The organism is uncultured Nocardioides sp., from assembly GCF_902805925.1.
In the GTDB taxonomy this organism is placed as follows: Bacteria; Actinomycetota; Actinomycetes; order Propionibacteriales; family Nocardioidaceae; genus Nocardioides.
Map to the genome: position 1 here is coordinate 1 of NZ_CADCUP010000019.1, position 12,406 is coordinate 12,406.

14 protein-coding genes and 2 tRNA genes are annotated in these 12,406 nt (G+C 73.1%); 11 read left to right on the top strand and 5 right to left on the bottom strand.

The genetic code is table 11. The annotated features are described in order from the left end of the window. Nucleotides 1-350 (bottom strand): TSUP family transporter (locus tag QZX64_RS01085; protein ID WP_295656247.1); only part of this gene is annotated, 350 nt, incomplete at its 3' end. A gap of 205 nt (nt 351-555) precedes the next feature. On the opposite strand from QZX64_RS01085, the gene QZX64_RS01090 reads away from it, so the two are divergent. The 6 genes from QZX64_RS01090 to QZX64_RS01115 all read left to right on the top strand — a co-directional run bounded on the left by QZX64_RS01090 (nt 556) and on the right by QZX64_RS01115 (nt 5,240). Further along, entirely contained in the window at nt 556-1,875 is a 1,320-nt protein-coding gene (locus QZX64_RS01090; RefSeq protein WP_295656249.1) for an SLC13 family permease, read from the top strand. A 5-nt stretch (nt 1,876-1,880) separates the two neighbouring features. Next, nucleotides 1,881-3,068: a CaiB/BaiF CoA-transferase family protein gene (locus QZX64_RS01095; protein WP_295656251.1), complete on the top strand. Its 1,188-nt coding sequence runs from the start codon at nt 1,881-1,883 to the stop codon at nt 3,066-3,068. Next, nucleotides 3,065-4,516 (top strand): carboxyl transferase domain-containing protein, encoded by a 1,452-nt coding sequence (locus QZX64_RS01100; RefSeq protein ID WP_295656253.1) that lies wholly within the window; start codon nt 3,065-3,067, stop codon nt 4,514-4,516. The genes QZX64_RS01095 and QZX64_RS01100 overlap by 4 nt, the downstream gene beginning before the upstream one ends. 67 nt (nt 4,517-4,583) lie before the next feature. Continuing rightward, nucleotides 4,584-4,656 (top strand) — tRNA-Glu (locus QZX64_RS01105). 88 nt (nt 4,657-4,744) lie between these two features. Then, nucleotides 4,745-4,821 (top strand) — tRNA-Asp (locus QZX64_RS01110). Between the two features lie 65 nt (nt 4,822-4,886). Next, the gene (locus tag QZX64_RS01115; RefSeq protein WP_295656255.1) at nt 4,887-5,240 is read left to right on the top strand and encodes a metallopeptidase family protein; all 354 of its coding nucleotides are present in this window, start codon (nt 4,887-4,889) and stop codon (nt 5,238-5,240) included. Here QZX64_RS01115 and QZX64_RS01120 read toward each other — a convergent pair. Genes QZX64_RS01120 through QZX64_RS01130 form a run of 3 tightly spaced genes read right to left on the bottom strand, consistent with a single transcriptional unit; the run spans nt 5,237 to nt 6,899 of the window. Further along, nucleotides 5,237-5,563: a CrcB family protein gene (locus QZX64_RS01120; protein ID WP_295656256.1), complete on the bottom strand. Its 327-nt coding sequence runs from the start codon at nt 5,561-5,563 to the stop codon at nt 5,237-5,239. The genes QZX64_RS01115 and QZX64_RS01120 overlap by 4 nt on opposite strands. Next, nucleotides 5,560-6,006 carry a CrcB family protein gene (locus QZX64_RS01125; protein ID WP_295656259.1) on the bottom strand — a complete coding sequence of 149 codons (447 nt, stop codon included), beginning with the start codon at nt 6,004-6,006 and terminating at the stop codon, nt 5,560-5,562. Before QZX64_RS01125 ends, QZX64_RS01120 begins: the two co-directional genes overlap by 4 nt. After that, complete coding sequence (locus tag QZX64_RS01130; RefSeq protein ID WP_295656261.1) at nt 5,964-6,899, bottom strand: ATP-binding protein; 936 nt, start codon at nt 6,897-6,899, stop codon at nt 5,964-5,966. Before QZX64_RS01130 ends, QZX64_RS01125 begins: the two co-directional genes overlap by 43 nt. A gap of 218 nt (nt 6,900-7,117) precedes the next feature. On the opposite strand from QZX64_RS01130, the gene QZX64_RS01135 reads away from it, so the two are divergent. Genes QZX64_RS01135 through QZX64_RS01145 form a run of 3 tightly spaced genes read left to right on the top strand, consistent with a single transcriptional unit; the run spans nt 7,118 to nt 9,275 of the window. Continuing rightward, the gene (locus QZX64_RS01135) at nt 7,118-8,587 is read left to right on the top strand and encodes an NAD(P)/FAD-dependent oxidoreductase (protein ID WP_295656263.1); all 1,470 of its coding nucleotides are present in this window, start codon (nt 7,118-7,120) and stop codon (nt 8,585-8,587) included. A 10-nt stretch (nt 8,588-8,597) separates the two neighbouring features. Next, on the top strand, nt 8,598-9,125 hold the full coding sequence (locus QZX64_RS01140; protein ID WP_295656266.1) for a GNAT family N-acetyltransferase: 528 nt from the start codon (nt 8,598-8,600) through the stop codon (nt 9,123-9,125). A 27-nt stretch (nt 9,126-9,152) separates the two neighbouring features. Continuing rightward, the gene (locus QZX64_RS01145; RefSeq protein ID WP_295656268.1) at nt 9,153-9,275 is read left to right on the top strand and encodes a hypothetical protein; all 123 of its coding nucleotides are present in this window, start codon (nt 9,153-9,155) and stop codon (nt 9,273-9,275) included. Here QZX64_RS01145 and QZX64_RS01150 read toward each other — a convergent pair. Continuing rightward, nucleotides 9,259-9,936 (bottom strand): PAS and ANTAR domain-containing protein, encoded by a 678-nt coding sequence (locus QZX64_RS01150; protein ID WP_295656270.1) that lies wholly within the window; start codon nt 9,934-9,936, stop codon nt 9,259-9,261. The genes QZX64_RS01145 and QZX64_RS01150 overlap by 17 nt on opposite strands. 296 nt (nt 9,937-10,232) lie before the next feature. Here QZX64_RS01150 and QZX64_RS01155 point away from each other — a divergent pair, with 296 nt between their 5' ends. Both QZX64_RS01155 and crtI read left to right on the top strand, forming a co-directional pair. Beyond that, nucleotides 10,233-11,168: a squalene/phytoene synthase family protein gene (locus tag QZX64_RS01155; RefSeq protein ID WP_295656272.1), complete on the top strand. Its 936-nt coding sequence runs from the start codon at nt 10,233-10,235 to the stop codon at nt 11,166-11,168. Next, a partial coding sequence (gene crtI / locus QZX64_RS01160; protein WP_295656273.1) for a phytoene desaturase family protein occupies nt 11,165-12,406 on the top strand: 1,242 nt, incomplete at its 3' end. The genes QZX64_RS01155 and crtI, both read left to right, overlap by 4 nt.

Below are 12,406 nucleotides of genomic sequence, written 5' to 3' on the forward strand. Positions count from 1 at the left end.
GCTCCCACCAGCAGGCAGGTGAGGAGGATGAGCCAGGGCACGACCGCCTCGAAGACCGACGACGGCAGCGCGAGCAGCAGGAACGCGCCCGCCACGGCGCCGACCCCACAGGCGACGAGCACGGCGGCGGTCAGCCCGGCGTGCTCGCGCAGCTCCTCGCGATAGCCGAAGGAGCCGCTCATCGCGGCGGGTGCCATGCCGATCGTGTTGGACGCGTTCGCGACCACCGGCGGCAGGCCGACGGCGAGCAGCACGGGGAAGCTCAGCAGGGACGCCACCCCGACGGTGGAGGACAGGACGCCTGCAGCGAGTCCGGTGACCAGCACGGCCAGCTGCTCGAGCGGGCTCACCGCTCGTCGCGCAGGACGGCGACGTCGCCGACCGTCTCGACGTGGGCGTGCACGGCACTGGCGGCGGCCCGGCCCGTCTCCGAGCGCTCCGTCCGGTCCGACATGGGGCCACCCTATTGACGAGAGGTCGATTGACCTATCGGCTAGTCCACTGAGCCAACCGTCATGGCGGTCACCCAGACCCCGGGCTCGTCGGGAGGCAGAGATGGGACCGGAATGGGTCGCGATCATCGCCCTGGTCGCGCTGTTCGTCGTCGGCACGGTGCTGCCGATCAACATGGGAGCGCTGGCGTACGTCGCGGCGTGGCTGGTCGGGATGTACGCCCTCGACCTGGACGAGAAGGAGATCCTCGCCGGGGTCAGCGGTGACCTCGTCCTGACGCTGATCGGCGTCACCTACCTCTTCGCGATCGCGCGCAACAACGGCACCGTCGACGTGATCGTGCGCACCGCCGTGCGGGCGGTCGGGGGCCGGGTGGCGCTCATCCCCTGGGTGATGTTCGCGGTCACCGCGGTGCTCACGGGCATCGGTGCGGTCAGCCCGGCCGCGTGCGCCATCATCGGCCCCATCGCCCTCGGCTTCGCCGGTCGCCACGGCATCAGCCCGCTGATGATGGGCATGTTCGTCGTCCACGGCGCGCAGGCCGGTGGCTTCTCGCCGATCAGCATCTACGGCACGATCACCAACTCGGTGATGGAGGACGCCGGCCTGCCGTCCAGCGAGATCACGGTCTTCCTCGCCAGCCTGGTCGTCAACACGATCATGGCCGCCATCCTCTTCGTGGTCCTCGGCGGCCGGGAGCTGATGAGCCGGCGCGTCGACCCCGACGACCCGGACACCCTCGACGACGACCTGCACCACGGCGGGGCCTCGGTCCCCGCCCGCGGCACGGGCACCACGACGGAGTCGCGGACCTCGGCGGTCGGCGTGCGACGCGACCAGGCCCTCACGCTCATCGCCTTCGTGGCCGTGGCCCTCATCGCGCTGGTCTTCGACAAGAACATCGGCTTCGTCGCCATCACCGCCGCCGTCATCCTGGCGATGCTCTCGCCGAACGAGCACAAGGACGCCGTCAAGCAGATCGCCTGGCCGACGGTGCTGCTGGTCGCCGGGGTGAGCACCTACGCCACGATCCTCACCACGGCCGGCTCGCCGGAGTTCGTGGGCGGCTGGGCCGCGGGCCTGGGCGCGGTGGCCATCGGCGCGCTCATCCTCTGCTACGTCGGCGGCGTGGTCTCCGCCTTCGCCTCCTCGACCGCGCTGCTGCCGGTCATCATCCCGATCGGCGTGCCCCTGGTCGCCGACGGCGGCATCAGCGCTGGGATGTTCGTCGCGGCGCTCGCGGTGTCGTCGACGATCGTCGACGTCAGCCCCTTCTCGACCAACGGCGCGCTGATGCTGGCGAACCGGCCCGACACCATCAGCGAGCCGGTCTACTACAAGCAGATCCTCACCTACGGCGTGATCGTCACGCTCGCCGGTCCGCTCCTCGTGTGGGCGGCCCTCGTGCTGCCGGGATGGTGACGGCCATGGACCAGCAGAGCACCGGTCCGCTCGCCGACGTCCTCGTCGTCGACCTCTCCCGCGCGCTCGCCGGCCCGCACGCCACGATGATGCTGGGCGACCTCGGCGCCCGCGTCCTGAAGGTGGAGAGCCCCGGCACGGGCGACGACACCCGCGGCTGGGGACCGCCGTTCGTCGGCGAGGCCGACGAGCGCCAGTCGACGTACTTCCTCTCCGCCAACCGCAACAAGGAGTCGATCGCCCTCGACCTCAAGGACGAGGCCGACCGCGAGGTGCTGCTGCGGCTCGTCGACCGGGCCGACGTCCTGGTGGAGAACTTCCGCACCGGCGTGCTCGAGCGGCTGGGCCTGGGCATCGAGAGCCTGCAGGAGCGCAACCCGCGCCTGGTCGTGCTCTCCATCACCGGCTTCGGCCACGACGGCCCCGAGGGCGGCCGCGCCGGCTACGACCAGATCGCCCAGGGCGAGGCCGGCCTGATGTCGCTCACCGGCTCCGGGCCCGAGGACCCGCAGCGCGTCGGCACCCCGATCGCCGACCTGCTCTCCGGCATGTACGGCGCGTACGGCGTCCTCGCAGCGCTCAACGAGCGCCACCGGACGGGCCGGGGGACCGTCGTGCGCACGTCCCTGCTCGCCTCGGTCGTCGGCGTGCACGCCTTCCAGGGCACGCGGTGGACCGTGGCCGGCGAGGTCGGCCGGGCGCAGGGCAACCACCACCCCTCGATCGCGCCGTACGGCCTCTTCCGCTGCCGCGACGGCTCGGTGCAGATCGCGCTGGGCAGCGAGGGGCTGTGGCGCCGGTTCTGCGAGGGGTTCGGGCTCGACCCCGAGGGCGAGGGCCTGGCCACGAACGCCGAGCGCGTCGGCGCCCGGGAGCGGTTGATCGAGGTGGTCGAGGCGGCGTTCGCCGACTGGGACAGCGAGGCGCTGCTCGCCCGGCTGGCGGAGGTCGGCGTGCCCGCGGGCAAGGTGCGCACCCTCGACGAGGTCTACGCCTGGGACCAGACGCGCAGCCAGGGCCTGCTCGTCGACGTCGAGCACAGCACGCTGGGCACGGTGACCCTCCCGGGGCCGCCGCTGCGCTTCTTCGCCGCCGGCGGCGAGGAGGTCACCCGCCGCGACCACGGCGCCCCGCCGGTCCTCGACGAGCACGGCGGCGCCATCCGCGCCTGGCTCCAGGACGACCACGGATGACCCACCGCTGGACCGTCGAGGAGCTGCTCGGGCTGGTGCTCGACGACGGCTCCTTCGAGTCGTGGGACGAGCCCATCGACATCTCCGGCCACCCCGCGGCGTACCGCGAGACCCTCGAGCGGGCGGCCGAGAAGGCCGGCACCGACGAGTCGGTCGTCACCGGCCGCGGGCTGATGCGCGGTCGCCCGGTGGCGGTCGTGGCGAACGAGTTCGGCTTCCTCGCCGGGTCCATCGGCCGGGCGGCAGCCGACCGCATCGCCGCCGCCGTACGCCGCGCGACGGCCGCGGGGCTGCCGGTGCTCGCCACCACGGCCTCCGGCGGCACCCGCATGCAGGAGGGGACGCCGGCGTTCGTGCGGATGATCGAGATCTCGCGGGCGCTGATGGCCCACCGGGCCGCGGGGCTGCCCTACCTGGTCTACCTGCGCAACCCGACCATGGGCGGGGTCTTCGCCTCGTGGGGCTCGCTCGCGCACGTCACCGTGGCGGAGCCCGGCGCCCTGGTGGGGTTCCTGGGTCCCAAGGTCTACGAGGCGCTCAACGGGGAGCCGTTCCCCGCCGGGGTGCAGAGCGCCGAGAACCTCGCGGCGCGCGGGGTCATCGACGCCGTCGTCCCCGCCGAGGACCTGCCCGAGCTCGTGGACCGGGCGCTGGCGGTGCTCGTCGACCCGCCCGACCGGCCGGCCCTGGGCCGCCGCACCGGCCCCCTGCGGTCGGACCGCTCCGCGTGGGAGTCCATCCGGCTGACGAGGACCGTGGACCGGGTCAGCGTGCGCGACCTCCTCCGGCACGCCGGCTCGCGCACGCTCCGCCTCGCCGGCACCGACGAGGGCGAGCGCGACGAGACGCTGATCGTCGCCCTGACCCGGCTCGACGGCCAGCCGTGCGTGGTCGTCGGCCAGGACCGGACCCGGCAGAGCGTCGAGACGCCGATGGGCCCGGGCGCCCTGCGCGAGGCCCGCCGCGGGATGCGGCTGGCGCAGGAGCTCCGGCTGCCGCTGGTCACCGTGATCGACACCCCCGGCGCCGCGCTGTCGCAGCACGCCGAGGAGCGAGCGATCGCCGGCGAGATCGCGCGGTGCATCGCGGAGCTGGTGACGATGACGGTGCCGACGCTGTCGGTGGTCCTCGGACAGGGCTGCGGGGGAGGGGCGCTCGCGCTGCTGCCCGGCCAGACGGTGATCGCCGCCGAGAACGCCTGGCTCGCCCCGCTGCCGCCCGAGGGGGCAAGCGCGATCGTGCACCGCGGCGACACCAGCCACGCGGCCGAGATGTCGGAGCAGCAGGAGGTCCGGGCCGTCGACCTCCAGCGGTCGGGCACGGTGCACCACGTCGTGCCCGAGGTGGAGGGCGAGTCGGCCGCCGAGCTCGCGGTGGCCGTGGCCGCCGAGTGCGCCGTGCGGCTGCACGAGATGGCGACCCGGACCGCACAGCAGGCGGGGGCCTGACATTTGTTGGCGCGACGCGGGCGCCCCTATGCTGACCCGCAGTCGCACAGCGCTCGCGAGGGCGCAGGCCCCCATCGTCTAGCGGCCTAGGACGTCGCCCTTTCACGGCGGTAGCACGGGTTCGAATCCCGTTGGGGGTGCACCTGAGGTCCGGGTCGATCCCGATTGGGAGTCACCGCCGGGCATGGGTTAGAGTTCCACCGCTCCACCACAGCAGCACCACCACGAGGCCCCGTAGCGCAGTTGGTTAGCGCGCCGCCCTGTCACGGCGGAGGCCGCGGGTTCGAGTCCCGTCGGGGTCGCCACCAGGACGCTCCGGATCATCGATCCGGAGCGTCCTCGCATTTCCCGCGTCTCCTAGGCTCGGCCCATGCCCGTCGACGTGTCCCCCGAGGAGTTCGAGGCGCTCGTCGACCGGGCGCTCGACCAGATCCCCGACGAGCTCGCAGCGCTCATCAGCAACGTCGTGGTGCTGGTCGAGGACGAGCCGCCGGCCGACGACCCCGACCTGCTGGGCTACTACGACGGCGTCGCGCTGACCGAGCGGGCCAGCAACCACGCGTTCGAGCTGCCCGACCGGATCCTGGTCTTCCGCGGGCCGCTGAGCCGGATGTGCGAGAGCGAGGACGAGCTCGTCGACGAGGTGCGGATCACGGTGGTGCACGAGGTGGCCCACCACTTCGGCATCGACGACGACCGGCTCCACGACCTCGGCTACGCCTAGCTCCCCGCGAGGAATCCCAGGGTGCAGCCGGCCATCGACAGCCCCACGGTGAGGGCGAGGTAGCCGCCCCCGACCGACCAGCCGCGCTCCTCGGTCTGGACGGCCAGCGACGACCACGTCGTGAAGCCGCCGCAGAAGCCGGCACCGAGCAGTGCCAGCAGGTGCTCGCCCGGGCCCGCGGCGGTGAGGAACCCGAGGAGCGTGGACCCGAGCACGTTGGCCGCCAGCGTGCCGCGGGGCAGCTCGCCGTCGAGGAGGTGCGCGAGCGTGTAGCGCAGCGGCGCGCCGACGGCGGCGCCCAGCGCGACCAGCAGCACGGTCACGGGTCGACCTCGTCGTCGGCCGCCGCGCCGGCGACCACCCGGCGCACCAGGTGCACCGCGACCAGGCACGCCACGACGGTGCCGAGCAGGTGGCCCAGTGCCAGCACCGGCCGGCCGTCGTCGAGGAGGCCGCGGCCCTGCTCGGCATAGGCGGAGAAGGTGGTGAAGCCGCCGAGCAGGCCGGGGCCGAGGGCGAGCACGACCAGCGGCCGGTCGCGAAGGGCGGCCACGGCGGGGAGCAGGGCCAGGGCCAGCGACCCGCTGACGTTGATCCCGGAGGTGGTCCACGCGAGCCCGGAGCCGTCGGGCACGGCGTACGTCGCCGCCCACCGCAGCACGGCGCCGAGAGCGCCCCCTGCGGCCACCGCCGCGAGGGCCGCGGGGCGCACGCGGCCGCGGTTCACGACACGCGGTGGCCGGCGCTGCTGGAGCGGGCGGACCACGCGACGGGCTCCTCGCCGCGGATCTGCCGGATGAACTCGCCGAGGAACCACGACTGGAAGTCGCGCTGCGCGGGAGTGCGTGCGGTCGACAGGAGCCGCTCGGCACGGCAGAAGGCGTCGGCGAGGTCGAACATCTCGAGCATGGTGGAGAAGATCGTCGCCGCGCCCGGGGTCGACTCGACGGTGAGGTCCATGCGGGTGGCGCCCCGCCGGAGCTGCTGGTCGACGTGCAGCTCGGCGCCCTGAGGAAGCTGGCGCTCGTAGGTCACGAACATCGTCGACAGGTCGCGGGCCAGCGGGTAGTCCGACTCGTGGGCCAGCGACAGCAGCCGCAGCTCGCGACGCAGGTCGTGGTACTGGTTCTGGGTGCCCAGGTAGAGCTTGAGGTCGACGCCCAGCAGGTGGACCGGGACGGCGTCGGCGGGCGGGGCCCAGCCCGGCTCGTCGGAGGGCACGTCGATCACGCCCTCCCGGAAGGCGTCCTCGTGCATCCCGGGCGCGGGCTCGAACCAGACGACCTTGCCGTGGGAGTCCATGGAGGCGCCCCAGGTGACGGAGGACATCGCCACGATCGAGAGCCCGCGTCCGAACGTGGCGAGGAAGCCCTCCTCGGAGTCCTCCTCGAACAGGGCCGGCTGCGGCGGCTCGGGCTGCTGGCGCGAGGCGTCGGCGACCTCGATGCGCGGGTGCTCGCGGGTGCCGCGCACGCGCACGGACAGCGGTGGCTCACCGTGCAGGACGGCGTTCGTCACCAGCTCGGAGACACCCAGCTCCGCGCACTCGATGAGGTCGTCACGCTCGAGCTGGCGGCACGCCTCGACCACCCAGCGCCGCGCGTTCGCGACCGCGCCGGGCTCCGCGTCGAGCGGGAGTGCTTGCTTCGCGAGCGGCACGAGCCTTCCTCTGTCCGGCAGTGCGGGAGTGCGGGGTCCAAGCCAACCACGTCCCGCCTACCCGCGGGACGTGAAATGTAAACCCGGGCGACGCCGAATTGAAGATTCAACAGCGCCGTGGACCGCCTGTGACCAACGGAACTGCCTCCCCGTTTGGGGGGTGGTGGGTGCCGCGCGCCACAATGGAGACTCGAGAGAGCGCAACAGAAGGGCACCACATGTCCCAGCAGCAGGCTCCTTCTCGCCATCACGTGGTGGTGATCGGCTCCGGCTTCGGCGGCCTGTTCGGCACCAAGGCGCTCCGGGGGTCCGAGGTGGACATCACCATGATCGCCCAGACGACCCACCACCTCTTCCAGCCCCTGCTCTACCAGGTGGCGACCGGCATCCTGTCCGAGGGCGAGATCGCGCCGCCCACGCGCGAGGTGCTGCGGAGCCAGGACAACGCCCAGGTCCTGCTGGGCACGGTGACCGGCGTCGACCTGGAGGGCCGCACGGTCACCTCGCACGTCCTGGGCCGCGAGACCAAGACGTCGTACGACTCGCTGCTCGTGGCGGCCGGCTCGGCGCAGTCCTACTTCGGCAACGACCACTTCTCCGAGCACGCGCCCGGCATGAAGAGCATCGACGACGCGCTCGAGCTGCGCGGCCGCATCTTCGGCGCCTTCGAGATGGCCGAGCTCGCCGCCAACCGCGGCGACGAGATCGAGCACCTGCTGACCTTCGTGGTCGTCGGCGCGGGTCCGACCGGCGTCGAGATGGCCGGCCAGATCGCCGAGCTGGCGAACCGCACGCTGCGCGAGGACTTCCGCCTCATCCAGTCGCACCAGGCGCGCGTCATCCTCATCGACGCCGCGGCGCAGGTGCTGCCGCCGTTCGGCGCGCGACTCGGCGGGGTGGCCCGCAGGGAGCTGGAGAAGCTCGGTGTCGAGGTGATCCTCGGCGCGATGGTCACCGACGTCGACGAGCGCGGCATCGAGGTGAAGTACAAGGACGGCCGCACCGACAGCATCAAGTCCGTCACCAAGATCTGGGCCGCCGGCGTGCAGGCCTCGCCGCTGGGCAGGACCCTCGCCGAGCAGTCGGGGGCCCCGCTCGACCGGGCGGGACGCATCGGGGTGAACCCCGACCTGACGCTCCCCGGCTACCCCGAGGTCTTCGTGGTCGGCGACATGATCTCCCTCGACAACCTCCCGGGGGTCGCGCAGGTGGCGATCCAGGGCGCCAAGTACGCCGCCAAGACGATCGACGGCCGGCTGAAGGGCAGCGCGCCGCGGGAGCCCTTCAAGTACTTCGACAAGGGCTCGATGGCGATCATCAGCCGCTTCAACGCGGTCGCGATGATCGGCAAGCTCCGGATCACCGGCGTGCTCGCCTGGCTGATGTGGCTGGTGCTGCACCTGGTCTACATCACCGGCTTCAAGAGCCGCGTCACCGCGATCCTGCACTGGGCCGTCTCCTTCTTGGGGCGCGGGCGCTCCGAGCGCACCTCCACCGAGCAGCAGATCTTCGGCCGCGCCGCCCTCAACCGGCTCAAGCGGGGCGCCACCGACCTCGTCTCCGAGCCCGGGGCGTACGACGCGGCCAGGGAGATGCTCGAGACCACGCGTCGTGAGGAGCTCGAGGCCCAGGCGATCGAGCAGGCGCGGCTCACCGACGCCGGTGAGCGCGGCGCGGCCGTCCGCTGACCCGCGCCCGGTGGTCGTCGAGCTGGTCCTGCCGGACCTCCGCTACGCCGACTCCTGGATCGAGGCGGTCCGCGAGTTCGGCGGCACCACCATGCACGGCAGCGGGCTCTGGGACCTGACCGCCGACCACGCCAGCGTCGAGACGCTCGCGGCCCGGGTGCCGGTGCTGCTCGAGCAGTCCGACCACGCGACCGCGCTGCCCGAGGGCCGGGTCCACAGCGACTACTGGTGGATGGTCGAGGACGAGGAGTTCGTCGGCTACCTCGCGATCCGCCACCAGCTCACCGACCTCCTGCTGCAGGAGGGCGGCCACATCGGCTACGCCGTACGGCCGTCGCGTCGTGGTCGGGGGCACGCCACCCGGGCGCTGACCCTGGCGCTGGGGCGCGCCCGGGAGCTCGGGCTGGAGCGGGTGCTGCTGACGTGCGAGGAGGGCAACACGGCCTCGGCCCGGACCATCGAGCGCAACGGCGGGGTGTGGGAGGACTCGCGCCGCGGCCGGCGCCGGTACTGGATCGACCTGGCCAGCGACGAGTAGACGCCGCATTGGCGGGTACCTCGGCGCATGGCCCACCTCTACGGACGCTCGCTCGGGCACATCGTGGGACTGGCCGGTGGGCTGGTCGGCGGGCTGGTCGCGTCGATCGGGCTGACGGCGGTGCGCGCCGTGGTCAACCGAGGGCGTTGACCCCGGGCCGGCCGCCGGAGTCGGTGCCGGGCCGCCGGGAGGACTCGACCACCTCGGTCAGGACCGTCATCACCAGGTCGGCCCCCTGTCCGCCGGCCTCGACCCTCCGCACGAGCCGGCGTGCCACCTCGTGCAGCTTGAGGTTGGCGTGGTGCGAGCACCGGCGCAGCTGGTCGAAGGCGATGTCGCCCTCGCACCCGGTGGCCAGCATCACCATGCCCTTGGCCTGGTCGATGACCGCCCGGTTCTCCGCCACCCGGGCCAATGCCAGCTGCACCTCCGCCTCGGTCTCGGTGCGACGCTCGGCGGTGAGGTCGACGATGAAGCCCTCGATGCGGTCCACCCGGCCCTGGCCGTCGGTGAGACCGTGCCCGACGCTGAGCACCGAGCGCACCCGCTGCGAGCGGTCGATGACGCGGTGGTAGAAGCTGAACGGGCCGCCGACCGTCCTCGCCCGCCGCACCGTCGCCGCGACGCGGTCGCGGTCGTCGGGGTGCTTGTGGGCCAGGAGCACGCCGAGGGTCGCCGGGACCTCCTGCGGCGCGTACCCGTAGATCGCATAGAAGCCGTCGGACCAGCACCACCTGTCGGCCGCCACGTCGTAGGTGAAGTGACCGACCTCGCCCTGGGGCTGGAGGCCGTCGCAGACAACCGTGTCCATCTACGTGTTCCCTTCAGCGCCCGGACAGCAGTCCGTGCTGTCGGTCCGTCTCAGCGGGCTTACACGATAAACCGCCGGTGCGGTGCCTGAGAACACCGACCCCGCGCGGCAGCCGGGACCGGACGACGGGAATGTCGCGTCCGAGTGGGTACTGGTGTTGTGCGGTAATCTGAGCAACCTGTCGAGGAATTGCTCAACGCGCTGTTGAACATGCTCGGGGGCCGCCCGCCGGAGGGCAGGTGTGGACGCGCACGAGTGGCTTGGACCGGAGCATAAGCCCGACGGAGGAGGACACCATGCGGGGACCCCAGCTGCGATGGCCGAGAGCGTCGCCGGGGGTGGCGCGGCGCTCGCCGCACGAGCAGTACGACCACGCGGCCGACGCGAGCGCCGCCCTGGTCATCGACGCCTACTCCTCCTCCTTCGGTCTGGCCTCCCGGCTGCTCACCGAGCCCGTGCGCCGACACGTCCGCAACGTGTACGCGCTGGTGCGGGTCGCCGACGAGATCGTGGACGCCCCCCGCCCCGGCCAGGACGCCACCCAGCGCAAGGACGCCCTCACCACCCTGCGCGAGGAGACGCTGCACGCCCTCGAGACCGGGCACAGCAGCAACCTGGTGGTCCACGCCTTCGCCCGCACCGCGGCGAGCTGCCACATCGAGCCCGAGCTCGTGCTGCCGTTCTTCGCCTCGATGTACACCGACCTCGACCAGTGCGAGCACGACGCGGCCAGCTTCGCGACGTACGTCTACGGGTCCTCGGAGGTGGTGGGGCTGATGTGCCTGCGCACGTTCGTGGCCGAGGACCCCGACCCCGGCACGCGGTACGACGAGCTGGCCCCCGGGGCCCGGCGGCTCGGCGCTGCCTTCCAGAAGGTCAACTTCCTGCGCGACCTCGGCGAGGACCACGACGGGCTCGGCCGCAGCTACTTCCCCGGCGTCGACCCCCAGCGGCTCACCGACGCCCAGCGCGACGAGCTGCTCGACGACATCGACGCCGACCTGGCCGCGGCGGCCCGGGTCGTGCCCCGCCTCCCGCGGTCGAGCCGGCTGGCCGTCTGCGCCGCCCACGACCTGTTCGCCGACCTGTCCGCGCGCCTGCGGGCGACCCCGGCGGCCCAGCTGCGCGAGCGCCGCGTGCGGGTGCCGCACCCCGTCAAGGCGCGCCTCGTCGCCGCGGTCGTCCTGCGGGGCGGCCTGCCGCGCACGCCCGTGCCCGGCCCGGCACGGTGACCAGGCCGGTCCGGCCCGGGAGGCCGCAGCGGGTCGTGGTCATCGGTGGGGGCGTCGCCGGCCTGGCAACCGCCGCCCTGCTCGCCCACGACGGCCACGACGTCCGGCTGCTCGAGAAGAACGCCGGGCTCGGCGGCCGGGCGGGCTCGTGGGAGCAGGACGGCTTCCGCTTCGACACCGGCCCGTCGTGGTGGCTGATGCCGGAGGTCTTCGACCACTTCTTCCGCCTGGTCGGCACCACGACGGAGGAGCAGCTGAGGCTGGTCCGGCTCGACCCGGGCTACCGCGTGTTCTTCGAGGGCCAGGAGGAGCCCCTCGACATCGCCGCCGACGAGGAGGGCAACCGCCGGCTCTTCGAGCAGGTCGAGCCCGGGGCCGGCGCGCGGCTGGCGGCGTACCTCGCCTCGGCCCGCGAGGTCTACGACCTCGCCGTGCAGCAGTTCCTCTACACCAGCTTCGCCTCCGCCTCCGCCTTCGCCGGCCGCCGGGTGCTGCGCAACGGCCCCCGACTGGCCACCCTCCTCTCCCGCTCCCTGGCGTCGTACGTCGCGGCGCGGTTCGGCGACCCGCGGCTGCGGCAGGTGCTCGGCTACCCGGCCGTCTTCCTCGGCTCCTCGCCCGACCGCGCGCCGGCCATGTACCACCTGATGAGCTGGCTGGACCTCGCCGACGGCGTCCGCTACCCCGACGGCGGGTTCTCCCGGCTGGTCGAGGCGCTGGCCGGGGTGGCGCGTGCCCGTGGGGCGCAGCTGCACACCGGCTGCGGCGTCACCGCCATCGAGACGGAGCCGCGGACGGGCCGGCGGGGGAGGGGCGCCCGGGTCGTGGGGGTCAGCTACCTCGACGCCGACGGGGAGCCGCGCACGCTGCCGGCCGACGTCGTGGTCGGGGCGGCCGACCTGCACCACGTCGAGACCCGGCTGCTCCCCGAGCGGCTGCAGACCTATCCCGAGGCCTGGTGGGAGCGCGCCACCTCCGGACCGGGAGCCGTGCTGGTGAACCTGGGCGTCCGCGGCCCGCTGCCCGAGCTGGCCCACCACTCGCTGTTCTTCACCGCCGACTGGCAGTCCAACTTCGACGCCATCTTCGAGCAGCCCACCCGCGTGCCCGACCCGGCGTCGCTCTACGTGTGCAAGCCGTCGGCGACCGACGGCTCGGTGGCCCCGGAGGGCTGCGAGAACCTCTTCGTGCTGGTGCCCGTGCCCGCCGACCCGGGCATCGGAAGGGGCGGGGTGGAC